Here is a 22,515-nt window from a genome sequence, read left to right as displayed (position 1 = left end):
TGTATCACTCATATCCCCCATGACCTTCCCTGTCTGACCACGAATCGGTCGCCACAGCCACCACCCTGACGGCAGCGCAACGATCACCGAGTATGCGGCCTCCCGGCACCGGTACCCAGCACCAAGACACGTATGAGCCACTCCGGTGGTGACTTGCACGTCGCGGTGCACCCGCAAGGTCGACCGAGCCCGCACGCAGCCGCAAGACGATGGGGAGCAGCTCAGGCAGCACTCCAATGGTGCGCGCGACCGCCGCGCCACTCGATCCAGCGGTCGTCGTCCAGGATGCTGTCGGGATCCTGGATGCCCGCGCCCTCGAGGAAGACCACCAAATCGTGATCGCTGTAAGCGGTGCCGAGGATTTCGTCCCGGCCCTGGGAGTGCACGGTGACTCTCCGGCCGACCGTGTTGGAAGGCGGGTGTACGACGATCGGCGCACTGCTCACGCTTCCCAGCGTGCCCTCGGTTGGCCTGCCCGGCGACCGAGCCCATCGCCCGCGTACCGGCCGAGGAGCAGATCTTCGTCGACGACCTCGGGTACAGCGACGACGGGATCATCCACGTCACCGCCTGGTTCGGCTACATGGAGACCCCGGACGCGCCCGGCGCACTGGCCATGACCCGGCCGAAAACGAAGGCCCGCTCCGACTCGACCAGGCGTCCTACTTCCTGTCGAAGATCGAGCTGCGCCGCGGGAAAGCCCCGACGATGGCGCGCCTTGGCGCAAGCAGCTGTTCATCGCCACCTCCTGCATCACGTCCGACGCCGCCGAGTACTTCAGCCTGCCCCGCGACCGCACGGTCATCATGGGCTCGCACATCGAGGTGTAGGCGCGTGGAGCCGTAAGCCGACGAATGGGTGCGACATGGATGACCCCGCAGCCGTAGGTTCCTCAGCCGGCAGAGGGCCGGATCGGCGTGCGTGGACGGTCAGTTGCAGCAGGCGCAACCAGGGCCGCAGCCGCATTCGTCGGCGACCTCGGGGCCGGCGGCCGGCACCGCAGCAGCGGTCGCGGGCGCGCAGCAGCCCTTGCCCTGCCAGGCGTCGCGGCCTTCTTTTACAGCGACGGCGGCGATGACGAGGGCGGCGAAGGGGTCGGCCCAGGACCAGCCGAGGGTGGCGTTGAGGACCAGGCCGACCAGGAGCACGGCGGAGAGGTAGGTGCACAGCAGGGTCTGTTTGGAGTCGGCGACCGCGCTGGCGGAGCCGAGTTCGCGGCCGGCGCGGCGCTGGGCGGCGGACAGGAACGGCATGATCGCGAGGGAGAGGGCGGCGAGCACGATGCCGGGCAGCGAGCGTTCGGCCTCGCCGGTGCCGGTCAGGGCGCGTACGGCGTCGACGGTGACGTAGGCGGCGAGCACCAAGAACGACAGCGCGATGATCCGCAGGGTGGTCTTCTCCCGGGCTTCGCGTACGGCGTGCTCGCGGGCGGAGAACTGCCAGGCGACCGCTGCAGCCGAGGTGACCTCGATGACGGAGTCCAGACCGAAGCCGATCAGGGCGGTGGACGAGGCGAGGGTGCCGGCGGTGAGGGCGACGATCGCCTCGATGACGTTGTAGGTGATGGTCGCGGTGACCAGCAGGCGTATCCGGCGGGTGAGCACATCGCGGCGGACCGGGGAAACACCGCGGGATATCGACATCTCGGCGGTCATGGTCAGCAACAGCCCTTCTCGTCGGCGTCGACACAGGTGCGGTCGGTCTCGACGGCGACCACCACACTGCGAAGGCCGTCCAGCGCTTGGCCGAGGCGTTCGTCGGCGAGTTCGTAGCGGGTGCGGCGGCCGTCGGGATCGCTGACATGATCCGGGGCCATGACCGCCCTCGAACGGGCTGCCCACCCAGACCTCCTCGTCGCGATCCCCTCGTCCGCACCGAGATCAAGATCGGATACTGCACAGGTACCGACCGGCGGGCAGAGGCTGGAAAGCCATATCGACACCCTCGCCGTCGCCAGGTGCAGGAAGATCTTCGCGAGCAAGAAGTCCGGCAAGACCGCCCTCCGCCCCGAGCTCAAGGCGTGCCACGCCTTCCTCGACCCCTGCGACACCCTCACGGTCCCCTCACTCGACCGCTTCGGCCACAGCCTCCAGGACGTCATCAACATGTTCGCCGAACTACGCGAGCGCTGCGTCGCGTTCGACGACGAGGCGCGCGGAGCGCTCCGGGTTCGTGGACTGTGGGAACTCCTGCCTGACGGTGACCGCGTACGCGAAGCCGTCGACGATCACGTCGACTCCGCCTTCGCGCCGGGAGTAGTACAACCGTCCGCGCCTGACCTCGTACCCTCGCCGCACCGCCTCGGCAGCCAGCGCATGCAGCATCAGGAGCGACCGGCGACGGAGCACAGGCGGAATCACCAGCTGCCCCTCGTCGTCCTTGAGCGCAACCACAGCCGGATGGAGGGCGCTCGGTCGCGCGGGTACCGGGACCACCGACGCGTCGTCTTTCGGCCGCTGGCTCCGTGAATTGGGATGCGAGCCCTCTACGAGGCGCAACTCCAACCCACGTGCGCCGAAGCCCGCCTTCTCGATGCGTTTGCCCGGCGGTTCCAAGCCGTGTCGCTTCGCGCAATCGACGACGCGCCGCCACTCCGCGACCTCGTCGTCACCGGGGTCGACAAGACGGACACGCCCCTCGGCAACCAGCCGCTCGATCAACTCCCGCGCCTTCGCCTGTCGAGCGCGTGCGACGGGCCGCTCGCTGTAAGGCGTCAGGCTGCGCTTTCGGCTCGTAACCCCGCGCTGCCCTCCCCCTTTCGCCGGCGCCACAGGTTCGGCGGACACTCCGTGAACACCGACGTCCGCGACCGCCGGGTCGTCTGGATGATGTCCATGCCGAAGGTAGAACCGTCCAGCCTCAGTGACCTCGATACGTACGTCACCGCCACTGCGGCTGATCGTCAGCAGCCCGCGATCACGCAGGGCATGAGCCGAGCGCCATTCACCCGGCGCCCAGGCTCCGGGCTCCTCTCCGGCCGCGAGCCGTTCGAGAAGCACGCGTTCCCGTTCGTTCAGGACCGACCACCGATGCACGAACACCAGCCGACACCGCACCCGCACACTCTGCATAGAGCCGAAAGAGTGACAGCGGACGGTGGGAGTCTCCTGGGACTTTTCTGGGACTTCCGGCCGCATCAACAGGCATGAGCGTGAAACAGCAGAAAGGACATTAACGCAGGTCAGCAGCCAGGAGACACCCATCGCGGCAGGTCACAGGACTCGCTGGTCTCTTCCGGGTCATCTGAGGAGTGGATACCGTCGCTCCGGTGGCGGTTTGTGTGGACGGTTTCCGTTCCTCTCCCCGGCAACTGCCTACGGCCCTGCACCGTTCCCCCGCGCACCCTGGGTCCGTTTGTCAGTCCCCGCCGCCTTCTCCCCCGGCACCTCCGGTCCCAGCAGCCGGGACTTCTCCACCGTGAACCCCACCTCCGCGCCCCCGCCCGCCCGGGTCCGGGCGAAGACCGTGCCTCCGTGGGCCTCGGCGACATCGCGGACGATGGCCAGGCCGAGCCCGGAGCCGGGCAGGGCGCGGGCGGTGCCGGCGCGGTAGAAGCGGTCGAACACGCGCACGGTGTCGGCCGCGGCGATGCCCGGACCGTGGTCGGCGACGGTGATCTCCCCCTGCCGGATGCGCACTTCGACCGGGGAGTCGCTGTCGGCGTCGAACTTGGCGGCGTTCTCCAGCAGGTTGCCCACCGCCCGTTCGAGCCCCTGGCGGCGGCCCCTGATCACGGAGTCGTCGACGTCGAGCAGCACGAAACGTCCGGTGCGCCGGTGGACGCGCTGCGCCACGCACCGGGCGAGCGCGGCCAGTTCCACCGGTTCCTCGGCCTCCTTCCGATCCCTGGCCATGGCCAACTCGACCAGTTCGTCGACCAGTTGGCCGAGTTCTTCGGTCTCGCCCTCCACATCGTCGAGGAGCCGGTCACGGGCGTACGGGGAGAGTTCGTTGACCCGGCGGAGCACAGTGGCGTTCGTACGCAGGCTGGTCAGCGGGGTGCGCAGTTCGTGCGCGGCGTCCTGCACCAGCCGCTCCTGGGCCTCACGGGCGGCGGCGAGCCGGCCGAGCATCCGACTCAGGGAGGCCGAGAGCCGCCCCACCTCGTCGCGTCCGTCCACCAGTCCCGAGCCGTCGAACCGGTCTCCGACGCTGACCTCTTCGGCGACCCCGGCCAACCGTTCCAGGCGTCGGGTGATGCGCCGGGCGAGCAGCCATCCGGCGCACGCCGCCGCGAGCATGACCGTGAGGCTCGCCGCGGCGATCTCCCGGGCCATGCCGCCGAGCACGTAGTGGGTCTGGTCGACCGGTACGGCCACCTGCAGGGCCCCGCGGTCGCCGCCGAGCGCGGTGGTCAGCAGGCGGAACGCGTGGGAGTCGGCGACGACTTCGGTGGTGTCCGCCTGTCCGGCGGTGCCGGAGGCGGCGAGCGTCCGCGCGATGCCGGACACGGGCAACCGCACGGCTGGGCCGCCCAGTTGGGTGACGCTGCCATCCTTGGCCACGGCCCGCGCGATGACGATCCGCGCGCCCTCGTCACCGGGACCGGGCAGGTCCGGGCCCGGATAGAGGTCCGGGGCGCGTTCGACCGCCTCGGACAGGGACAGCGCCTGGTCGGGATTCTGGGCCACGGCCACCGTGGCCGACCGCAGCGTCCGGTCGATCTCCGCCATGACCCGGTCGGAGGCGGCACCATAGCTGAGCAGCCCGACGAGTACGGCGACCACGGCGCCCACGACAGCGAAGGCGAGCGCGAACCGCGTACGCAGACTCAGTACGAAGGTGGCCCGCGGCCCCGAACCCTTCAGCCCCCGCGCCACCCCCACCACCCGTGACAGCGGCAGCGGCAGCGATCGTCGCCGTGCCCGCAGACGCGTGACCAGCCCTGACCGTGTGCTCATGGCCGCCGCACCGCATAACCCACGCCCCGCACGGTGTGGATGAGGTCGGGCGCGCCGGCGTCACCCAGTTTGCGCCGCAGATAGCCGATGTATCCGGCGAGGTTCTTGCCGTCCACGGCGAAGTCCTCGCCCCATATCTCCCGGTAGACGCTCGCGTGGCCGAGCACGATGCCCTCGTTGCGCACGAGCAGCTCCAGCAGGTCGAACTCGGTCTTGGACAGCCGCAGTTCGTCCCCGCCCCACCAGGCCCGCCGCCCGGAGGGGTCGATCCGCAGTGAGGAGATCCGCAGTTCGGCGCGGAACGCGTCGGCTTCCTCGTCGGCGTCGGGTGTCAGTGCGGCCCGGCGCAGCAACGCCCGTAGCCTGGCCAGGAGTTCGGGCACCGCGAAGGGCTTGGCCAGATAGTCGTCGGCGCCCGCGTCCAGGCCGGTGATGCGGTCCGGCGTCCCGGCCCGCGCGGTGAGCATCAGCACCGGGGTACGGTCACCGTCTGCGCGCAGTACCCGGCACACCCCGACGCCGTCGACGTGGGGCATCATCACGTCCACGACGAGCGCGTGGAAGTCACCCCGGCGGGCCTGGGTCAGCGCCTCCACGCCGTCGGCGGCGGTGACGACCTCGTAGCCCTCCAGCTCCAGGGCGCGTTCCAGGGATTCACGGATCGCACGATCGTCGTCGGCTATGAGGACACGGTTCGGCATGCGCTTCATGATGGCCCACGGACGGGCGACAGCCCACGTGCTGCCGGCGGACATCGTCCTCGGTTCTCATCCAATTCCCGAACAGCTCCCGCCGGGGTCCAAGGACGGCCGCACACCATGGGATCTCCTGATCACCCCCTCCACAGGAGTCTCCATGCGCCGCACCATGACAGCTCTGGCCGTATGCGTCAGCCTGGGCGTCACCGGTTGTTCCGCCGCGACCACCGCGTCCTCGGTCGCACCGGCGGCCCTGAACGCGGCCCAGGTCGCGAAGAAGGTCAAGGGCGTGGGAGGCGCGAACACGGCCAAGGTCGTGGCCGCCGCCAACGCGTTCCTGGCGACGCTCTCCGCCGAGCAGCAGGACACCGTCCTGTACGACTTCGACGACGCTGCCAAGAAGACCGGCTGGTCCAACTTCCCGACCCCCGTTGTGGAGCGCAACGGCCTCAAGCTGGGTGACCTCACCGACGAGCAGGAGGCCGCGGCCCTGAAGGTCATGGAGGCCGCGCTCAGCAAGCAGGGGTACGAGGAACTCGTCGAGATCCGCAAGGCCGACGACTACCTCGCCTCGCTGACGGCCGACGACGGGACCAGCACCCCGTCGGCCACCCCGAGCACGACCCCGAGCACGACCCCGACCGGCACTCCGAGCGGCACTCCCACCGGAGGCGGCACCCGTCCCCCGGGTGGCGGCGGGGGCGGTGGCGGTGGCGGTGGCGGTGGCGCCAACTTCGGCTCGGAGTGGTACTACATCTCCTTCTTCGGGCAGCCCAGCAAAACCGGCCAGTTCACGCTCCAGTACGGCGGCCACCACGCGGCGTACAACCTCACCTACGCCGGCCAGAACGTGTCCATCTCCCCGACCCTGACCGCCGTCGAGCCGATGGAGTTCGACTGGGAGGAGATGTTCTACGCCCCGCTGGAGGACAAGCGGACCGCCACCATCGGCGCGATCCAGTCCCTGACCGCGACCGAGCTGACCTCCGCGGAGATCGACGGCAGCTTCGACGACCTGTTCCTGGGCCCGGGCAACGACGGCCCCTTCCCGACGAATCCCGAGGGCGTGCTCGTCAGCTCCCTCACCAAGAAGCAGCAGGCCAAGGTCACCGCGATGCTGAAGGCATGGGTGGACGACCTCGACGAGGCGGCCGCCAAGCGGCTCCTCGCCAAGTACGTCTCCGAGTACAACAAGACGTACATCGGGTGGAGCGGCGGCACGACCCTCGACAACGACCAGACATACGTACGCCTCGACGGCCCGTCCGCCTGGATCGAGTTCTCCAACCAGCCCGGCGCCTCGACCGACGAGATCCACCAGCACACGATCTTCCGGGACGAGACGGCCGACTACGGCTGGAACTGACGGAGCAGAAGCCGCGCGGAGGAGCACGGGACACCGGACACGGGAACGTAGGGACACAGGACAGATCATGAGCAAACCGGCGTACCGTCTGCTGCCCGCGCTCCTCCTCGCGGCCTTCTTCCTGACCAGCCTCCTGGCGCCGACGGCCGAGGCGCACCCGATGGCCACCTCGGCGGTTCTCCTGGACATCGGCGACGACAGCGTGACCGGCGAGATCCAGCTCCCCCTGGACCGTCTGTCCATCGCGGTGGACCGCGACCTGACCGGAGCCCGCGTCCTGGGCACCGACCGGGCGTTCCTGAAGAGCTACACGGCCCAGCACATCAGCGCTGTCGGCAAGGACGGCAAGCCCTGGACGGTGGAACTCGGCACGGGAACGGTCAGGTCGATCGACGCGTCACCCCACCTCGTCTACCCCCTGGAGATCCGTCCGCCCGACGGCGACGTCACCGCCTTCGACCTGCAGTACGACGTCATCGTCGAGGAACTGCTCACGCACAAGGTCATCGTCACCGTCGGGTACGACTTCGACCGGGGCATCCTGAAGACGGACGACGCCGAGACCCTGGGTGTCTTCGACCACGCGACGAAGACCCTCACGGTCCCGGCGGACGAGGGTTCCTGGCTACGGGGCTTCGCCGCGACGGCCGCCCTCGGCATCGAGCACATCGGCGAAGGCGCCGACCATCTGCTCTTCCTGCTCATGCTGCTGATCCCGGCACCCCTGGTGGCGGCCGGTGGCAGCTGGCGCCCGGCGGCGTCACGGCGGCGGGCGATCATGCGGGTCGTGCATGTGGTGTCGGCGTTCGCGGTGGGCCATTCGCTCACCCTGGCCCTGGCGGCGACGGGAGTGATCGACCTTCCGACCCGCCCGGTGGAGACGTTGATCGCGCTCTCGATCGCGGTGTCGGCGATCCACGCGATCCGCCCTCTGGTGGCGCACGGCGAAGTCGTGATCGCATCCGGCTTCGGCCTGATCCACGGCCTGGCCTTCGCCTCCCTGATCACCGACCTCGGTCTGGACCGGGGCTCCCTGGTGACCACCCTGCTCGGGTTCAACCTGGGTATCGAACTGACCCAGCTGCTGGTCGTGGCCCTGCTGATGCCGTCGCTGCTCGTCCTGGCCCGCACCCGCTTCTACCCGGCCTTCCGCATCACCGTGGCGGTCGTCGGCCTGCTCTTCTCGTCGTCCTGGATGCTCGAACGCGCGACCCTCACCTCCACCGACCCCTTCGAGGGCGTGCAGACCTGGCTGGTGGGTCATCCTCTGTGGGTCGCGACGACGGTCGCCTGCCTGGCGGCAGCCGCCCACGGAGCCGGAACGCGGACGCACCGGACAGCACAGGAGCACTGACCAGCACATCCACATCCACATTCACATCCGCGTCACCGTGCTCATCCACGTCCACGTCCACGTCCACGAGGAATCGCGATGACGACCAGGTCAGTGGGCCATGGCGTCGCGGACGAGGGCGGTGTCGACGAACTGTTCGAAGCGGACGATGAGTCCACCGCGTACGACGAAGTGGTGGGCGACACGGACGTCGATCGGCTTGCCGGTGGCCTTGTTGGCCGCGGTGTAGCGGGCCAGGACCACGACGTTCTCCCCGTCCACGACATACGTGTCGTCGTGCGCCGCCCAGCCCTCCCACTCCTTGCCCAGCTGCTCCATCACATTGGCGGTGACGCCCTCGGGAGTCCGGTAGGTGCCGGCCAGCGGGAAGCCCGCCATCTCCGTCCACTCCACATCCGGAGCGAGAGTCGCGCGCAGAGCGTCCAGGTCACCGGCCGCGGAGGCGAGGTACTGACGGCGCACGACGTCCGCGGGCGCCGCGGAAGTCTCGAACTCGGTCATGGTCAGCCCCACTTCATCTCACCCTTGGCGACCTTCGCACCGATCTGCGCGGCGATCAGCATCCCGTTGTCCGGGTAACGCTTGACCAGCGCCTCCGTCAGCGCCGCACCGTCCGCAGCCGTGGCCAGTTCCTCCTCGAACGCGACCAGGTACTCCCGCGTCGCCGTGATCGCGGACGCGTCGGCCGCTGTCCCGGGCAGCCGGTGACCGGGGACGACCAACTCCGGGTCGAGCGCGGCCATCTCGTCGAGCAGGGTGATCCAGGCGGCGCGGTCACCCGGGGTGGCGGTGTCGGCGACCCAGACGTGCTCCTGCTGGAAGAGCAGCACACCGCCCAGCAGGGCACGCGCCTCGGCCTGCCACAGGTAGTGGCGATCGGGCAGCGTGGCCGGGCCGCCCTTCACCTCGAAACGGTGACCCTCCAGAGTGAGGTCACCCGTCAGCGGGGCGATCTCCACCAGGCGGGTGGGCAGGTTCGGGCCGAGCGCCGCCCAAGCCTTGAGCTTGCCCTCGTAGGAGTCCCGGATGTGCTCGATCACCAGCGGCGTCGCCACGAACACCGCGTCGGGGAAAGCGTCCGCGATCACCTCGGCGCCGAAGTAGAAGTCGGGGTCCGCGTGGCTGACGAAGACCGTGGTCAGCGTCTTGCCCGAGTCGAGGACCTCGGCGGCCAGGCGGTGACCGTCGGCGCGGGTGAACGCCGCGTCGACCAGCAGGGCCTCGTTCTCGCCGGTGACGAGGGTCGCCGTCTTGTTCTTGCTGCCGGCCGGGAAGTCCAGGTCCAGGACCTTGAAGGACAGGGCACTCATCGAAAGCTCCTTGCGGGTGAGGGGGGTTGAGCGGGGGACGGGGAGGGCGGGGACGGGGAGGGCAGGTTCAGGGGGTACGGAGGGTCGCGAGCCGCCGGTCGACCTCGTCGGCGGTGGCATGCCCCCGGGCCAGCACAGTGACCCGGTCACCGTTGACGGCCAGGAGCGTCGGGAAGCCGGTGACACCCAGCGAGGCGGCCCGGTGGAAGTCGGCCCCGGCCGCGACCCGCACCCCGGGCCCCTCGAAGGCGGCCACCACCGCGTCGGCGTCCAGACCGGCCGCCTCGGCGACCTTCCGGTAGGTCGCCGGGTCGGACAGGCTGAGGCCCTCGACATAGAAAGCATGCTGCAACGCGGCGGCCAGTTCCGCCGCTCGGGCGGGCGCGGCCTGACGCAGGGCGGCGATCCCGCGCGCGGCGACCTCGGAGTCCATCACGAACGAACCGTCGGCGATCAGACCCTCGTACGCCGCACCGAACTCCGCGCCGGTCAGCTCCGCGATCTGCGCGTTCGCACCCTGGACGTACCCGAATTCCCGCACCGGCACCCGACGCGGCCCCGTGAAGAGACCGCCGGAAACCACCTCCACCGGCACGTCCGGGTGACGGGAGACGACCTCACCCAGCGTTCCGGAGAAACCGTGCGACCAGCCGCAGTAGGCATCGAAGACGTAGACGAGCTTCATGGGGGACCTCGGCAGTGGTGTGGCGCCCACCGGGTGCGAGCGCTTCACCTGAGAGAACAGTAACTGACGCGTCAGACATTTCCTCGGACCCGTCCCTCACATGTGACACCCGGCACACCCTCTCCCGCGACCTCAGGGCAGGCGGGGCAACTCGTCCCGTGCGGAATGACTGAGGATGCGCAGGTCTTCGGCGAACCGCTCCCGGTCCTCGGGCGGCAGTGGCGCCATGAAATAGCGGCGTATGTTCTCCACGTGCAGCCGGGCCGCCCGCACGGCGGTCTCCTCCCCCAGCCGGGTCAGACGCACCAGCCGGCCACGCCGGTCGTCCGGATCCTCGGCGCGCTCGACCAGTCCGGCCGCCGCCATCCGGTCCACCAGACGCGTCGCACCGCCCGTGGTCAGCACCTGCTCCTGGGCGACGGCCCGCATGGACAGCCCGGGCTCACCCGCCCGGCCCAGGATGAGCAGTACCTCGAACATGAGGTGACTGATGCCGCACTCCTGCTCCAGCGACCGGCCGAGGATGTACTCCAGCCGGTTCGCCGCGCCCTGCAACCGCCCGAACGCCAGCACCAGCGCGTTGTTCGCGGCTTCCAGCGGCGACGAGATCTCCGCCTGCCCGGCCGCGTTGCCGCCACCACTCTCGCCCTCTACAGCTGCCATCCACCGATCATGCCGTGTCTACAGATTTAGCAGAGTGCAAAATTTAGCCTGCGCAATGATTGAAAGTCGCCTCCTTCCCGTACCTCCTGGCGTACGAGCCGCTCACATCAGGAGGCCCTCATGCCCATCTCGGCCAAAGTGGCGGGAAACGTGTTCGTGTTCGGCGCCATGGGTCTGACCCTCGCCGCGCTCGCCTATCCCGCCATGCTCGGGGTGCAGAACACGACGAGTTCGCCGGACCGCGTGATCGCCAACACCCGCTACGGACCGCTGACCGAGGCCGACCGGGACTTCGTGGTCAAGGTGCGCGCGGCGGGGCTGTGGGAGTACCCGTTGGGCGAGATGGCGATGGATCGGGGCACGACCGTGGAGATGAGGGAGGCCGGCAAGCACCTGATCGTCGGTCACGCCGGACTCGACGACATGTGCCGCAGGATCGCGCCCGAACTCGGGGTCGTCCTGCCCAACGTGGCGTCGCCGCAACAGCAGCAGTTCGTGGCCACCGCGGACGCGGCCGCCGGCAGGGAGTTCGACTCCACCGCGGTCACCATCATGCGGGTGACCCACGGCCAGATCTTCCCGGTCATCGCCAAGACCCGCGCCACCACCAGGAACGTCATGGTCCGCGCCCTGGCCGACCTGGCCAACGACACCGTCCTCGACCACATCACCGTGCTGGAGAACACCGGTCTGGTCAACATCGACCAGGTCAACTTCCAGCAGAGCACACCGCCGAAACTGCCCAAGGACGACACGACCCCGCCGCCGCCCCTGCAGGGCGCACCGATGGTCGCACTCACCCCGCGCCCGGACCTGAACATCCGCACGGCCGCCCCGGCACCCACGGGACCGTCCGGTACGTCGACGTCAGCGGGCTGAGAGCCCTCCGCCCGGCGCCCGGATCCCGTCCGCCGTGGACAGCGTCAGACGATCGCGCTGTCCGCCCAGCCGAGTGGGTGCGGCTCCGTGTCGCCCACCGCCGGGGCCGGGGGCTCGCCGCCCGCCTCGCTGAAGACGGTGAGTGCCTCGACGAGCGCTGCCCGCTGGGCCGGGGCCAGGCGTGACACGATCCCGGAGATCTCGGTCCGCCGTCGCGCCGTGACGTCCTCGACCGTACGACGTCCCTCCTCGGTGAGGCCGAGCTGCGTCTCACGGCGGTTGTCGGGGTTGAGGTGCCGTTCGGCGAGGCCTGCCGCGATCAGCCGGTCGATCATGCGCATAGCGGTGGACGGGGCCACCTGGAGCTGATCGGCCAGCGTGACCAACTTGGTGTCGCCGCGCGTGGACAGGACGACCAGCATCCGGAACTGCGGGAGCGTCACGCGTTCCTCGACCTCGGCGAGGGAACGGGCGGAGACCGCCACCAGCAACCGCGACGCGGTCAGCACCGCACGGGTCACCGCGTCAACATCGTCCATGTCCCCCGCGGGGGTCTCGCGCTCCGCCATGGGTCCTTTCTACCGTGCCGAAGTGAACCTTCCCGCCCGCGCTGGGAACAGATTTCCTTGCCCAGGACCGCGGCGGCGACGCTGGAGCATCGCGCCGCCGCAGGTGGGCGCCTTCCGGCGGTGATCGTGCGGTTGTAGCGTGACCGGGTGCCGGAGAGCGATGCAAGCGACGTGAAGAGTTCGTACGACGGGTACCGGGAACTGGGCGAGGCCGCCTGGTCGTGGGTGCTGGACCAGGTCCGCGAGGACGACGGCCCGTGGCTGCCGGAGACGGTGTCCGAGGACGCGGCGGAGGACAGTCCGGACCCCGTACCCGCGAAGGACCGCGACTGTCTGTACGCGGGGATCGCCGGCCTGGCCCCCGTGCTGGCCGAGATCGCCCGCCACCGCGAACCGACCGAGCGGGAGCGGTCGTTGGCGGCCGGGATCGTGACCAGACTGTCGGCGGCGGCGGAGACCCGGACGGAACCCTCGCTGTACGACGGCCTGTCCGGTGACGTGACGGCGCTGAGGCTGCTCGCAGCGGGCACGGAGTCGGTCGCGCTGCGGCGGCTGGCCGAGCTGGCGGCTCCCGACGGCTGGCGGACCACCGTCGACTTCGAAGCCGGATCGGACGCGCCCCTCAACGACATCATCATGGGCACCGCGGGCGTGGTGCTGACCGCCGTCTGGGCGGGCGGCGAGTTCGCGGAGCCGATCGCGACGACGGGCTGCGAGGCGCTGCTGCGGGTGGCGCACCGTACGGAGGCGGGCCTGGACTGGGGCATCGGGGCGACCACGGAATGGCGGGCGCCGAACTACTCCCACGGCACCGCCGGAGTGGCCTCGGCGCTGGCCGTGGCGGGAGCGGCACTGGGCCGGCAGGACTTCGTCGAGGCGGCCTCTCTGGGGGCCCAACACGTCTTGTCCGTCGGCCAGTTGGACGACGGCGGCTTCGTCGTTCCGCACACGATCCCGCCGTCGAAGCGCGAGGTCGAGCCGGTGACGTACACCTGGTGCCACGGTCCGGCGGGCACCTCGCACCTGTTCTCGGCGCTGACACACGCCGGCGTGGCGGAGGTGTCGGGCCTGGGCGTCGGCGAGCTGCGGCAGCGCTGCATGACCTCGCTCCTCACCTCGGGCGTCCCGCAGCGGCTGCGCCCCGGCTTCTGGGACAACGACGGCCGCTGCTGCGGCACGGCGGGTGTGGGCGACGTACTCCTGGACGCGGCACAGGACTGCGGGGACACGGACACCGCGGACAGGCTGGTGCGGGCGGCGCTCGTGATGGGCGACGCGCTGGTGGAGCGGGCGATCAGGGACGAGGCGGGCGCCCGCTGGCGTTTCCTCGAACACCGTCAGGAGCACCCGCTGCTGCCGCCGGGCACCTCGTGGATGCAGGGCGCGGCGGGCATCGCGGCGTATCTCTTCCGGCTCGCCCGGTTCGTCGAGACCGGGCCGGACGCAGCGGTGGTGGACCGGCCGGACCAGTGGTGGGCGGTACCGGAGCGGCTGCGCACGACGGGCGGTACGGCTGTTTCCTGAGCCCCCGGCGGATTGGGTCAGTTCAGCGCCTGTTCCGCCCAGATCGTCTTGCCGGTCCTGGTGTGCCGGGTGCCCCAGCTGGTGGTGAGCTGGGCGACCAGGAGGAGACCCCGGCCGCCCTCGTCGAAGATCCTGGCCCGGCGCAGGTGCGGGGAGGTCGAGCTGCCGTCGGAGACCTCGCAGATGAGCGTACGGTCGTGGATCAGCCGGAGCTGGATCGGGTCGGCGCCGTAGCGGATCGCGTTGGTGACGAGTTCGCTGACGACCAGCTCGGTGACGAAGGCGGCATCCTCCAGGCCCCACTGCTCCAACTGGGCGACGGCGCGTCTGCGGGCCTCGGCGACCACCTCGAAGTCGGCGGGCAGGTCCCAGACGCGGACGTGCCCGGCGTCCAGGGCGCGGGTGCGGGCCAGCACCAGGGCGACGTCGTCGCCGGGGTTCTTCGGCAGCAGGGCGGACAGGACCCGGTCGCAGCGGTCCTCCAGCGAGGCGTGCGCGTCGTGACCGTCCGCGAGGGTCCGGGCCAGCAGGGCGATTCCGAGGTCCGGGTCGCCCTCGGTGGGCTCGACCAGCCCGTCCGTGAACAGGGCGACGAGGCTGCCCTCCGGCAGCTGGATCTCGGTGGTCTCGAAGGGCAGGCCGCCCACTCCGAGCACCGGCCCGACGCTGACGTCCACGACCTGGGTCCTGCCGTCCGGCAGGACCAGTACGGGCGGCGGGTGCCCGGCGCTGGCGACGGCCAGTTCGCGGGAGACCGGGTCGTAGACCGCGTACAGGCAGGTCGCCCCGGTGGCGCCGACGGCCACCCGGTCGCCGCCGGTGGCACTGTCGTCGTCCGCGGCGAGGCGCAGGACCAGGTCGTCGAGGTGGGCCAGCAGCTCGTCGGGCGGCAGGTCGACGTCGGCGAGTGTCTGGACCGCCGTACGCAGTCTGCCCATGGTCGCCGACGCCTGGATGCCGTGGCCGACCACGTCTCCGACGACGAGGCCGACGCGCGCGCCCGAGAGGGGGATGACGTCGAACCAGTCGCCGCCGACGCCGGCGCGTGAGTCGGTGGGCAGATAGCGGGAGGCGACGTCCACCGCCGACTGCCGGGAGGGGCCGCGCGGCAGCAGGCTCTCCTGGAGGGCGAGGGCGGTGGTGCGCTCGCGGGTGTAGCGGCGGGCGTTGTCGACGCAGAGCGCGGCGCGGCTCGCCAGCTCCTTCGCCAGGACGAAGTCGTCCTCGTTGAAGACGTCGGGCCGGGTGCGCAGCAGGACGGCGACCCCGAGTGTCGTACCGCGCGCGATGAGCGGCACCGCCACCAGTGAGGTGACAACGACTCCGCGCAGGCTCCGGGCCCGTTCGGCCGCGCTCGCCATCCAGTGGTCGAAGTCGGGGGCGCCGCTGCGGCTGAGCACCGGCTGTCCCGTGCGCAGCGCCCGGGCGGGCGGGGAGTACGGCGGGTACGTGTCGGTGGCCCCCGGGCCGAGCACAGCCCCGGGCGCCCCGACCTTCTCGGCCGCGTGGGCGAGGCGACGCAGCACGACCTCGTCGTCCGGGCCGGCCTCGGGGGGCTCGTCGCCGCGCATGACCGCCTCCAGCAGGTCGACGCTGGCGAAGTCGGCGAACCGAGGAACGGCCAGGTCGGCGAGTTCCTGGGCGGTGCGGTCGAGGTCGAGGCTGGTGCCGATGGAGACGGCCGCCTCGTCGAGGACCGCCAGCCGCTGCCGCGCCCAGTGCTGCTCACTGCTGTCGAACGCGGCCATCCCGACCGCGCACACCTCGCCCGAGGCGTCCCGGACGGGCCACAGCTCCATGTTCCAGGCGTGCTCGCGGATCCCGGAGGGCGCCCGTGAGAAGGCCTCGTAGTGCGTGGGCTCGCCCGTGGCGGCCACGTCCCGCATGGCTTTCAGCAGGCCGCGCTGCGGGACGTCCTCCGGTACGCCGTACGGGAAGACCTGGCCGAGCAGCACGTCCTCCCCTACGCCCATCACCTGGCAGGCCACGTCGTTGAGCCCCCGGTACCGCAGCTCGATGTCGAAGACGGACATCGAGAACGACGCCTGCCGAAACGCCTGTTCCACCAGGTCAGGTCCGTCCTGGTGGTCGTCGTCAGCGCGCGCGGAGGCCATGGATTCAGTGTCCTCCCCCTCCCGGACGGCAACAACCGAACATGTCCGAACGCGCACGCGGAGTTCGTGTACGCCATTCGTGGAAGAGGTTCAGCGGATCAGCGGTTCAGTTCAGTGGTTCAGCAGGGGTGGGTGGGGCTCAGTGGGCCCAGTCGCCCCGGACATGGCCCAGGTGCCGGGTCATCACGGTCCGTACCCGCTCCGCGTCCCGGGCGAGGAGCGCGTCGAGGATCTCCAGGTGCTCCTCGGCGGTCGACTTCAGCAGGCCACGTTCGGCCAGTGCGGTGAGCCCGTACAGCCGGGACCGCTTGCGCAGGTCGCCGACGACCTCGACCAGGTGCTGGTTGCCGGCCAGCGCGAGCAGACCGAGGTGGAAGCGGCGGTCGGCCTCGACGTGCGCGATGAGATCGCCGCTGTCCGCCGCGGCGACACTCTCCTCCGCGTGCGTGCGCAGCGCCTCCAGCGCGACCGGGTCGGCGGTCGCGGCGAGACCGACGGTGGTCGGGATCTCGATCAGCGACCGGATGTGGGTGTACTCGTCGAGTTGCCCCTCCGAGACCGTGGTGACCCGGAAACCCTTGTTGGGTACGGGATCGACCATGCCCTCCTTCACCAGATCGAGCATGGCCTCGCGCACCGGGGTCGCCGAGACGCCGAAGCGGGCGGCGAGCGAGGGCGCCGAGTAGACCTCGCCGGGCCGCAGTTCACCGGCGACGAGCGCGGCCCTCAGCGCGTCGGCGACGCTCGCCCGGTAACTGGGCCGCGGCCCGCCGATGCTGGGCAGGGCGGGGCCGGTGCGCTGAACGGCCATGGGTTCTCCTGGTGGATCTGGTGGATCTCGGGTCGGGCGGTGTCAGAGTACGAAGCCGGCCGGGAACGGGTCGTCCGGGTCCAGCAGGTACTGGGCGGTGCCCGTGATCCAGGCGCGGCCGGTGATCGTGGGCACCACGGCGGGGCGTCCGGCGACCTCCGTGCTCTCGACGAGCCGCCCGGTGAACGACGTACCGATGAAGGACTCGTTCAGGAAGTCCTGGTGCAGCGGGAGTTCACCGCGCGCGTGCAGCTGGGCCATCCGGGCGGAGGTGCCGGTACCGCAGGGCGAGCGGTCGAACCAGCCCGGGTGGATGGCCATCGCGTGCCGGGAGCGGGTCGCGTTCGAGCCGGGGGCCGCGAGGTAGACGTGGTGGACGCCGTTGATGGTCGGGTTCTCCGGGTGTACGGGTGGACTGTCGGCGTTGATCGCGTCCATCAGGGCGAGTCCGGCGGCGAGGATGTCGTCCTTCCGCTCGCGCTCGAAGGGCAGGCCGAACTCGTCGAGGGGCAGGATGGCGTAGAAGTTGCCGCCGAAGGCGAGGTCGTACGTCACCGTGCGGCCGTCGGCGAGGGTCGCCTTGCGGTCCAACTCCACCGCGAACGAAGGTACGTTGCGGATCGTGACCGCCTTCGCCACGCCGTCCTCCACGGCCACCTCGGCGACGACGAGCCCGGCCGGGGTGTCGAGGCGGATGGTGGTGACCGGCTCGACGACCGGGACCATGCCGGTCTCGACGAGCACGGTCGCCACGCCGATCGTGCCGTGACCGCACATCGGCAGATAGCCGGAGACCTCGATGTAGACGACGCCGTAGTCGCAGTCGGGCCGGGTCGGCGGCTGGAGGATCGCCCCGCTCATGGCGGGGTGCCCGCGCGGCTCGTTCATCAGGAAGTGCCGTACGTCGTCCCGGTGTTCGCGGAACCACAGCCGGCGTTCGTTCATGGTGTCGCCGGGGATCGTGCCGATTCCGCCGGTGACGACCCGGGTCGGCATGCCCTCGGTGTGCGAGTCGACGGCGTGCAGGACGAGCTTGCTGCGCATGATCGCGATCCTCTCAGGTCAACTCGGGCCGACGCGGGTCGGCCTGCTCTCGGCGTGCTGTCGGCTCAGGCGAGGCCGAGGGCGACGGCCTGCTCGGTGGCCTCCCGGACCGCCTTCTCCTGTTCCGGCAGCAGCGGCATACGCGGCGGGCGGACGGGACCGCCGTGCCGGCCGACGATGTCCATCGACAGCTTGATCGCCTGTACGAACTCGACCTTGGAGTCCCAGCGGTGGAGCGCGTGCAGCTTCCGGTAGAGCGGCAGGGCGGTGGCCAGGTCGCCCGCCACGGCCGCGCGGTACAGCTCGACCGTCGCCCGGGGCAGGGCGTTGGGGTAACCGGCGACCCAGCCCACCGCTCCGGCCGTGGCCAGCTCCAGCAGGACGTCGTCGGCGCCGATCAACACGTCCAGTTCCGGGGCGAGTTCCTGGATCTGGTAGATCCTCCGGGTGTCCCCGGAGAACTCCTTCACGCCCTTGATGAGTCCGGCCGCGTGCAGTTGGGCGAGCAGTTCGGGGGTGAGGTCGATCTTGGTGTCGATCGGGTTGTTGTACGCCACGATGTCGATACCGGCCTCGGCGACGGCCGCGTAGTGCGCGAGCACCGAACGCTCGTCGCCGCGGTAGGCGTTGGGCGGCAGCAGCATGACGGCGGCGCAGCCGGCGTCCCTGGCCTGCGCGGCCCAGCGGGCGGACTCGGCGGAGCCGTAGGCGGCCACGCCCGGCATCACCCGGTCCCCGCCGATCGCGGCGACCGCGGTCTCGACGACCTTCGCCCGCTCCTCGGCGGTGAGCACCTGGTACTCACCGAGCGAGCCGTTCGGTACGACGCCGTCGCAGCCGTTCTCGACGAGCCAGCGGCAATGGTCGGCGTAAGCCTCGAAGTTGACGCTCAGGTCGTCGTTCAAGGGCAATGCGGTGGCGACGAGGACGCCTCGCCAGACGGGGGTGGGGGTGCTACTCATGGAGACCTCTGCTTTCAAATCGCGGGGAGGAGGGGGCGCCCCCGAAGGGGCGCGGGGCTGTGTCAATTTGCGGCTCCGCCGCGTGGGCGCGACCAGCCACAACGGACCCGCGGACAACACACAGTCATGAGCGCTCGGGCTCCTTCGCCAGCACACCCAGCGGCACCGGCCGGGCGAACGGCCGCTTGGCCGGACCCACCGGGCAACCCGCGACCCCGGCAACGCCGGGCGCGCAGATCCGCCCCTGGCACCAGCCCATCCCGGCGCGGGTGAGGAGCTTGACGGTCCGCAGATCAGTCGCGCCCAACTCCTCGACCGCCTCGCGGACTTCCGCTGCCGTCACCTCCTCGCAGCGGCAGACGACGGTGTCGTCTGCGACCTGTTCCGCCCAGTGCGCGGGCGGGGCGTAGGCGGTGTCGAGGGCGGCGAAGAACTTCCGCAGCCGGGTACGGGTCCGGACGGCCGTCGCCCGGTCGGCGGGGTGCGGCTCGGCTCCCCTCAGCCGGGCGGCGATCGAGTGTCCGGCGATCTCGCCCTCGGCCAGCGCGAGCACCGCTCCCCCGATGCCGGTGGCCTCGCCCGCCGCCCAGACCCGCTCGACGTCGGTGCGCTGCTCGGCGTCGGTGACGACGAAGGGGGCCCCGGTGGCGTCGATCGCGCACCCCAGGGTCTCGGCGAGGTCGGTGTGCGCGAGCATGCCGTGCCCGACGGCCAGGGTGTCGCAGGCGATCCGCCGCCTGGTGGCCGGCCGCACCCGGCCGTGGGTGTCCAGGGCGGCGACGGTGACGGCCTCGACGTGGTCGGTGCCGTGCGCCGCGACGACGGTGTGCCGTACCGTCACCGGCACTTTGTGGCGCAGCAGTTGGGCCGCGTACCGGGCTGCCTCGGCGACCTTCGCCGGGTTGGCGGCGAGCGTCGCCGCATGCCGTACGAAGTCGGCGGGGTGCGTGGACTCGACGTACGCGACGACTTCGGCGCCCGCCGCGGCGAGGCCTGCCGCGACCGGCATCAGCAGCGGCCCGGTCCCGGCGACGACTGCCGTACGGCCCGGCAGGACGAGGCCACCTTTGAGCATCGCCTGCGCGCCGCCCGCGGTGACCACACCCGGGAGGGTCCAGCCGGGGAAGGGCAGCACCTTCTCGTAGCCACCAGTGGCGAGGAGGACTGCGTCGGCGGTGACGGTCTGCGACCCGGTCTGCCCGGGACCGGTGAGGGCGTGCACGCCGAAGCCGCTGCCCCCTGCGAACTCTCTTTCCACGAGCCATACATGACGATCGGTCAGATGAGTGATCCGACCCGCCACGACATGCGCCGCCAGTCGGTTCCGCAGCTTCTTCCAGGTGCCCCAGGCGTGGTGCAGGGCCTGCGGCCTGCGTGCCCTCAGTGCCGCCGCGGGCTGCCGGTAGAACTGCCCGCCCGCCTGCGCGCCGGCGTCGAGCAGCACGACCCGGACGCCCCGGTCGGCCGCCGCCAGCGCGGCGGCGAGGCCCGCCGGACCTGCGCCGACCACCGCGAGAACGGGCCTAGCCGAGTTCGTCATGGCCGGTGCCCTCCTGGGTCCGGATCGCGTCACCGGGTGCGGCCGGGACGAGGCAAGCCCGTTGGTTGGGGCGGTCGTTGACGGTGACGAGGCAGTCGAAGCAAACCCCGATGCCGCAGAAGATCCCGCGTGGCGCACCGCTGCCCCGGGTGCGGCGCCAGGAGGTGATGCCTACGGACCAGAGCACGGCGGCGACCGTCCGACCGGGCAGCGCGTCGGTCTCGTCCCCGTCCACGGTGACGGTGAACGGGGTTCCGGGCCGGGCCCTGGCCAGCTCCAGCGGAGTCACTTCCTGTACCTTCTTCACCTTATCGACCTTCTTCACCCGCTTCGTCCTCTGCATGTTCCTCACCGCTCCTCCCCCGCGAACCTGTCCGGGCGGAACGGCGTCAGATCGAGGTCGGGCGGCCGGCCTGTCAGCGACTGTGCGATCAGGTGCCCCGTGCCGACCGCGAGCCCGATCCCCGCCCCCTCGTGACCGCACGCGTGATAGAGCCCCGGCGCCCGCGGATCGGCCCCTATGGCAGGCAGGTGGTCCGGCAGATAGGGGCGGAAGCCCAGGTAGGCGCGCATCGCGTGGACCGTGCCGAGGACCGGGAAGAGCGCCGTCGCCTGGGCGGCCAGTCGGCGTACGACGGGGAGGGAGAAGGTCCGGTCGAAGCCGACCCGTTCGCGGCTGGCCCCGATCAGCACCGGGCCGGCGGCCGTGCTCTCGACGACCGCGGAGGACTGGAGCCCGGCGTCGCCGCTGGCGACATCGGCGACGTAGTCGGCGGCGTACACCTTGTGCCGGACGGTGCCGGGCGGCAGTGGTTCGGTGACCAGGACGAAGCCGCGGCGCGGCAGCACTGGCAGGCGCACCCCGGCCAGCGCGGCGACCTCGCCGCCCCAGGTGCCGGCCGCGTTGATGACGACCGGGGCGTGGATGTCACCGTGCCCCGCCGTCCGTACGCCGTGCACGGAACCGTCCGGCGCGCGCAGGATGTCCGTAACGGCCGTGCCGGTGCGCAGCTCGGCTCCGGCCCGCCGGGCCGCCCGGACGACCTGGGCGGCGGCGAGGGAGGGCATCACCTGGCAGTCCTGCGGGTACCGCACGCCGCCCGCGAGGCCGGGGGCCAGGTGCGGTTCCAGGTCGGCGAGTCGGTCGGCGTCGACCACCTCGGCCTCGACGCCCGCCGCCCGCTGTCTGTCGGCGAAGCCGGTCAGCGCGGCCATGCCCTCGGCGTCGGAGGCGACGACGATCCCGCCCTTCGCCTCGAACTCGACGGTGCCGCCGATGCCCGGCTCGGCGGCGAGTTCGTGCCAGAGGCGGGCGGAGAGCAGCGCGAGGTCCAGCTCCGGCCCCGGCTCCTTGTCGGAGACGAGCAGGTTGCCCTCACCGGCGCCGGTGGTGCCGCCGGCCACCGGTCCCCGGTCGAGGACGAGGGTCACGAGGCCCGCCCGGGCGAGATACAGGGCGCAGGCGGCGCCGACCATTCCGGCACCGATGACCACAACGTCGCAGGTCAGTCGCTTACTCACATCAGTACAATGTCACATGTTTCTATTCTCGCCAAGGGCGCCTAGGCTCGACCCGCCGGCCGAGCCGCCCGCCCCGGCCGCGTCGCCCGTCGCCGGCGCGGCCGTGCCGGCGCCAAAGCCGCCGCCTCGGTACTGCGATGGGGTGTGAGGCCGTTCGGCACCCCACGTCCAGGCCGTCGGCAGAACGCGGGTTGTTCGCATCGATCACGGCGGGAGTATCGGCCTGCCTCGGGGGCACCGGAATCAAACTTCCTGCGGATACCCGTTGAAGTGCGGTGTTACCGGACCTGGCGAACCTGTGCCGCCTGCGCGCAGGCGGCACACACCCGGTCTTCGACTCCGCGCCGGCCCCGCCCCCGCGGCACACCGCGCCCGTCAGGCCAGGACCTGGCCGCTGCCCGCGACGATCTCGGGGCGTAGCAGGTCGGCGAGGCGTTCGGCGGGCAGCAGGCCTTTTTCCAGGACGAGTTCGGCGACGCCCCGGCCGCTGACGAGCGCCTCCTTGGCGATGTCGGTGGCGGCCGTGTATCCGATGTACGGGTTGAGGGCGGTGACCAGGCCGATGGAGTTCTCC

At 71.0% G+C, this 22,515-nt stretch carries 22 protein-coding genes and 2 pseudogenes; 5 read left to right on the top strand and 19 right to left on the bottom strand.

Annotation, left to right across the window (positions count from 1 at the left end; all coding sequences use genetic code 11):
- Positions 1 to 221: 221 nt before the first annotated feature.
- The 3 genes from G3I56_RS29295 to G3I56_RS44150 all read right to left on the bottom strand — a co-directional run bounded on the left by G3I56_RS29295 (position 222) and on the right by G3I56_RS44150 (position 1,993).
- Positions 222 to 446: a hypothetical protein gene (locus G3I56_RS29295; protein ID WP_164414152.1), complete on the bottom strand. Its 225-nt coding sequence runs from the start codon at positions 444 to 446 to the stop codon at positions 222 to 224.
- A 483-nt stretch (positions 447 to 929) separates the two neighbouring features.
- Positions 930 to 1,655, bottom strand: a complete 726-nt coding sequence (locus G3I56_RS29285; protein ID WP_164414150.1) for a cation transporter — start codon at positions 1,653 to 1,655, stop codon at positions 930 to 932.
- Positions 1,656 to 1,657: 2 nt separating this feature from the next.
- Positions 1,658 to 1,993, bottom strand: coding sequence for a hypothetical protein (locus tag G3I56_RS44150; protein WP_239135172.1), 336 nt, complete (start codon positions 1,991 to 1,993; stop codon positions 1,658 to 1,660).
- On the opposite strand from G3I56_RS44150, the pseudogene G3I56_RS45120 reads away from it, so the two are divergent.
- Positions 1,923 to 2,081: pseudogene (locus tag G3I56_RS45120) on the top strand (recombinase family protein); the annotation flags it as partial. The gene G3I56_RS44150 and the pseudogene G3I56_RS45120 overlap by 71 nt on opposite strands.
- Positions 2,082 to 2,117: 36 nt before the next feature.
- Here G3I56_RS45120 and G3I56_RS45115 read toward each other — a convergent pair.
- The 3 genes from G3I56_RS45115 to G3I56_RS29260 form a co-directional block, all read right to left on the bottom strand.
- Positions 2,118 to 3,041 (bottom strand): hypothetical protein, encoded by a 924-nt coding sequence (locus tag G3I56_RS45115; RefSeq protein ID WP_343240084.1) that lies wholly within the window; start codon positions 3,039 to 3,041, stop codon positions 2,118 to 2,120.
- A 273-nt stretch (positions 3,042 to 3,314) separates the two neighbouring features.
- Complete coding sequence (locus G3I56_RS29265) at positions 3,315 to 4,901, bottom strand: HAMP domain-containing sensor histidine kinase (protein ID WP_203690919.1); 1,587 nt, start codon at positions 4,899 to 4,901, stop codon at positions 3,315 to 3,317.
- Positions 4,898 to 5,602 (bottom strand): response regulator transcription factor, encoded by a 705-nt coding sequence (locus G3I56_RS29260; RefSeq protein WP_203690917.1) that lies wholly within the window; start codon positions 5,600 to 5,602, stop codon positions 4,898 to 4,900. Before G3I56_RS29260 ends, G3I56_RS29265 begins: the two co-directional genes overlap by 4 nt.
- Between G3I56_RS29260 and G3I56_RS29255 the strand changes: the two genes are divergently transcribed.
- Together G3I56_RS29255 and G3I56_RS29250 are read left to right on the top strand one after the other, a co-directional pair.
- On the top strand, positions 5,601 to 6,965 hold the full coding sequence (locus G3I56_RS29255) for a DUF3500 domain-containing protein (protein ID WP_239135171.1): 1,365 nt from the start codon (positions 5,601 to 5,603) through the stop codon (positions 6,963 to 6,965). The two genes, G3I56_RS29260 and G3I56_RS29255, sit on opposite strands and share 2 nt — an antisense overlap.
- 67 nt (positions 6,966 to 7,032) lie before the next feature.
- Positions 7,033 to 8,319, top strand: coding sequence for a HupE/UreJ family protein (locus G3I56_RS29250; RefSeq protein WP_164414144.1), 1,287 nt, complete (start codon positions 7,033 to 7,035; stop codon positions 8,317 to 8,319).
- Between the two features lie 90 nt (positions 8,320 to 8,409).
- Here the strand turns inward: G3I56_RS29250 and G3I56_RS29245 are convergent, their stop codons facing one another.
- From G3I56_RS29245 to G3I56_RS29230, 4 genes are all read right to left on the bottom strand, one after another.
- Positions 8,410 to 8,820: a nuclear transport factor 2 family protein gene (locus tag G3I56_RS29245; protein WP_203690915.1), complete on the bottom strand. Its 411-nt coding sequence runs from the start codon at positions 8,818 to 8,820 to the stop codon at positions 8,410 to 8,412.
- Positions 8,821 to 8,822: 2 nt separating this feature from the next.
- On the bottom strand, positions 8,823 to 9,629 hold the full coding sequence (locus tag G3I56_RS29240; RefSeq protein ID WP_164414140.1) for an MBL fold metallo-hydrolase: 807 nt from the start codon (positions 9,627 to 9,629) through the stop codon (positions 8,823 to 8,825).
- Between the two features lie 67 nt (positions 9,630 to 9,696).
- Positions 9,697 to 10,314, bottom strand: a complete 618-nt coding sequence (locus G3I56_RS29235; protein ID WP_164414354.1) for a DsbA family protein — start codon at positions 10,312 to 10,314, stop codon at positions 9,697 to 9,699.
- A gap of 132 nt (positions 10,315 to 10,446) precedes the next feature.
- Positions 10,447 to 10,977, bottom strand: a complete 531-nt coding sequence (locus tag G3I56_RS29230; RefSeq protein WP_164414137.1) for a MarR family transcriptional regulator — start codon at positions 10,975 to 10,977, stop codon at positions 10,447 to 10,449.
- A gap of 120 nt (positions 10,978 to 11,097) precedes the next feature.
- On the opposite strand from G3I56_RS29230, the gene G3I56_RS29225 reads away from it, so the two are divergent.
- On the top strand, positions 11,098 to 11,856 hold the full coding sequence (locus G3I56_RS29225; protein WP_164414135.1) for a DUF4142 domain-containing protein: 759 nt from the start codon (positions 11,098 to 11,100) through the stop codon (positions 11,854 to 11,856).
- 44 nt (positions 11,857 to 11,900) lie between these two features.
- Here the strand turns inward: G3I56_RS29225 and G3I56_RS29220 are convergent, their stop codons facing one another.
- Positions 11,901 to 12,425: a MarR family transcriptional regulator gene (locus G3I56_RS29220; RefSeq protein ID WP_164414133.1), complete on the bottom strand. Its 525-nt coding sequence runs from the start codon at positions 12,423 to 12,425 to the stop codon at positions 11,901 to 11,903.
- A 147-nt stretch (positions 12,426 to 12,572) separates the two neighbouring features.
- Here G3I56_RS29220 and G3I56_RS29215 point away from each other — a divergent pair, with 147 nt between their 5' ends.
- A complete protein-coding gene (locus tag G3I56_RS29215; protein ID WP_164414131.1) occupies positions 12,573 to 13,949 on the top strand; it encodes a lanthionine synthetase LanC family protein in 1,377 nt (458 codons plus the stop codon).
- Positions 13,950 to 13,966: 17 nt separating this feature from the next.
- On the opposite strand, the gene G3I56_RS29210 is transcribed toward G3I56_RS29215, so the two are convergent.
- The 8 genes and pseudogenes from G3I56_RS29210 to aspA all read right to left on the bottom strand — a co-directional run.
- A complete protein-coding gene (locus tag G3I56_RS29210; RefSeq protein WP_164414129.1) occupies positions 13,967 to 16,063 on the bottom strand; it encodes a SpoIIE family protein phosphatase in 2,097 nt (698 codons plus the stop codon).
- A gap of 139 nt (positions 16,064 to 16,202) precedes the next feature.
- Positions 16,203 to 16,874 (bottom strand): GntR family transcriptional regulator, encoded by a 672-nt coding sequence (locus G3I56_RS29205; protein WP_164414127.1) that lies wholly within the window; start codon positions 16,872 to 16,874, stop codon positions 16,203 to 16,205.
- Positions 16,875 to 16,916: 42 nt separating this feature from the next.
- Positions 16,917 to 17,918 carry a proline racemase family protein gene (locus G3I56_RS29200; protein ID WP_164414125.1) on the bottom strand — a complete coding sequence of 334 codons (1,002 nt, stop codon included), beginning with the start codon at positions 17,916 to 17,918 and terminating at the stop codon, positions 16,917 to 16,919.
- Between the two features lie 65 nt (positions 17,919 to 17,983).
- Positions 17,984 to 18,880 carry a dihydrodipicolinate synthase family protein gene (locus tag G3I56_RS29195; RefSeq protein WP_164414122.1) on the bottom strand — a complete coding sequence of 299 codons (897 nt, stop codon included), beginning with the start codon at positions 18,878 to 18,880 and terminating at the stop codon, positions 17,984 to 17,986.
- A 124-nt stretch (positions 18,881 to 19,004) separates the two neighbouring features.
- Positions 19,005 to 20,420, bottom strand: coding sequence for an NAD(P)/FAD-dependent oxidoreductase (locus G3I56_RS29190; protein ID WP_164414120.1), 1,416 nt, complete (start codon positions 20,418 to 20,420; stop codon positions 19,005 to 19,007).
- Positions 20,404 to 20,709, bottom strand: coding sequence for a (2Fe-2S)-binding protein (locus G3I56_RS29185; protein ID WP_343240091.1), 306 nt, complete (start codon positions 20,707 to 20,709; stop codon positions 20,404 to 20,406). The genes G3I56_RS29190 and G3I56_RS29185 overlap by 17 nt, the downstream gene beginning before the upstream one ends.
- 59 nt (positions 20,710 to 20,768) lie before the next feature.
- The gene (locus G3I56_RS29180) at positions 20,769 to 21,941 is read right to left on the bottom strand and encodes an FAD-dependent oxidoreductase (protein ID WP_164414116.1); all 1,173 of its coding nucleotides are present in this window, start codon (positions 21,939 to 21,941) and stop codon (positions 20,769 to 20,771) included.
- Positions 21,942 to 22,316: 375 nt separating this feature from the next.
- Positions 22,317 to 22,515, bottom strand: a pseudogene (gene aspA, locus G3I56_RS29175) (aspartate ammonia-lyase); the annotation flags it as partial.

It is taken from the genome of Streptomyces sp. SID12488, assembly GCF_010548275.1.
Taxonomy (GTDB): Bacteria; Actinomycetota; Actinomycetes; order Streptomycetales; family Streptomycetaceae; genus Streptomyces.
Note: the sequence above shows the minus strand (reverse complement) of the source record. Positions and strands in the feature narration are given on the sequence as shown.

Excerpts from the sequence above, each read along its gene's own strand:
- G3I56_RS29285 (WP_164414150.1), bottom strand. The coding sequence starts at position 1,655 with ATGACCGCCGAGATGTCGATATCCCGCGGTGTTTCCCCGGTCCGCCGC.
- G3I56_RS29265 (WP_203690919.1), bottom strand. The coding sequence starts at position 4,901 with ATGAGCACACGGTCAGGGCTGGTCACGCGTCTGCGGGCACGGCGACGA.
- G3I56_RS29255 (WP_239135171.1), top strand. The coding sequence starts at position 5,601 with ATGCGCTTCATGATGGCCCACGGACGGGCGACAGCCCACGTGCTGCCG.
- G3I56_RS29260 (WP_203690917.1), bottom strand. The coding sequence starts at position 5,602 with ATGCCGAACCGTGTCCTCATAGCCGACGACGATCGTGCGATCCGTGAA.
- G3I56_RS29250 (WP_164414144.1), top strand. The coding sequence starts at position 7,033 with ATGAGCAAACCGGCGTACCGTCTGCTGCCCGCGCTCCTCCTCGCGGCC.
- G3I56_RS29245 (WP_203690915.1), bottom strand. The coding sequence starts at position 8,820 with ATGACCGAGTTCGAGACTTCCGCGGCGCCCGCGGACGTCGTGCGCCGT.
- G3I56_RS29240 (WP_164414140.1), bottom strand. The coding sequence starts at position 9,629 with ATGAGTGCCCTGTCCTTCAAGGTCCTGGACCTGGACTTCCCGGCCGGC.
- G3I56_RS29235 (WP_164414354.1), bottom strand. The coding sequence starts at position 10,314 with ATGAAGCTCGTCTACGTCTTCGATGCCTACTGCGGCTGGTCGCACGGT.
- G3I56_RS29230 (WP_164414137.1), bottom strand. The coding sequence starts at position 10,977 with ATGGCAGCTGTAGAGGGCGAGAGTGGTGGCGGCAACGCGGCCGGGCAG.
- G3I56_RS29225 (WP_164414135.1), top strand. The coding sequence starts at position 11,098 with ATGCCCATCTCGGCCAAAGTGGCGGGAAACGTGTTCGTGTTCGGCGCC.
- G3I56_RS29220 (WP_164414133.1), bottom strand. The coding sequence starts at position 12,425 with ATGGCGGAGCGCGAGACCCCCGCGGGGGACATGGACGATGTTGACGCG.
- G3I56_RS29210 (WP_164414129.1), bottom strand. The coding sequence starts at position 16,063 with ATGGCCTCCGCGCGCGCTGACGACGACCACCAGGACGGACCTGACCTG.
- G3I56_RS29205 (WP_164414127.1), bottom strand. The coding sequence starts at position 16,874 with ATGGCCGTTCAGCGCACCGGCCCCGCCCTGCCCAGCATCGGCGGGCCG.
- G3I56_RS29200 (WP_164414125.1), bottom strand. The coding sequence starts at position 17,918 with ATGCGCAGCAAGCTCGTCCTGCACGCCGTCGACTCGCACACCGAGGGC.
- G3I56_RS29195 (WP_164414122.1), bottom strand. The coding sequence starts at position 18,880 with ATGAGTAGCACCCCCACCCCCGTCTGGCGAGGCGTCCTCGTCGCCACC.
- G3I56_RS29190 (WP_164414120.1), bottom strand. The coding sequence starts at position 20,420 with ATGACGAACTCGGCTAGGCCCGTTCTCGCGGTGGTCGGCGCAGGTCCG.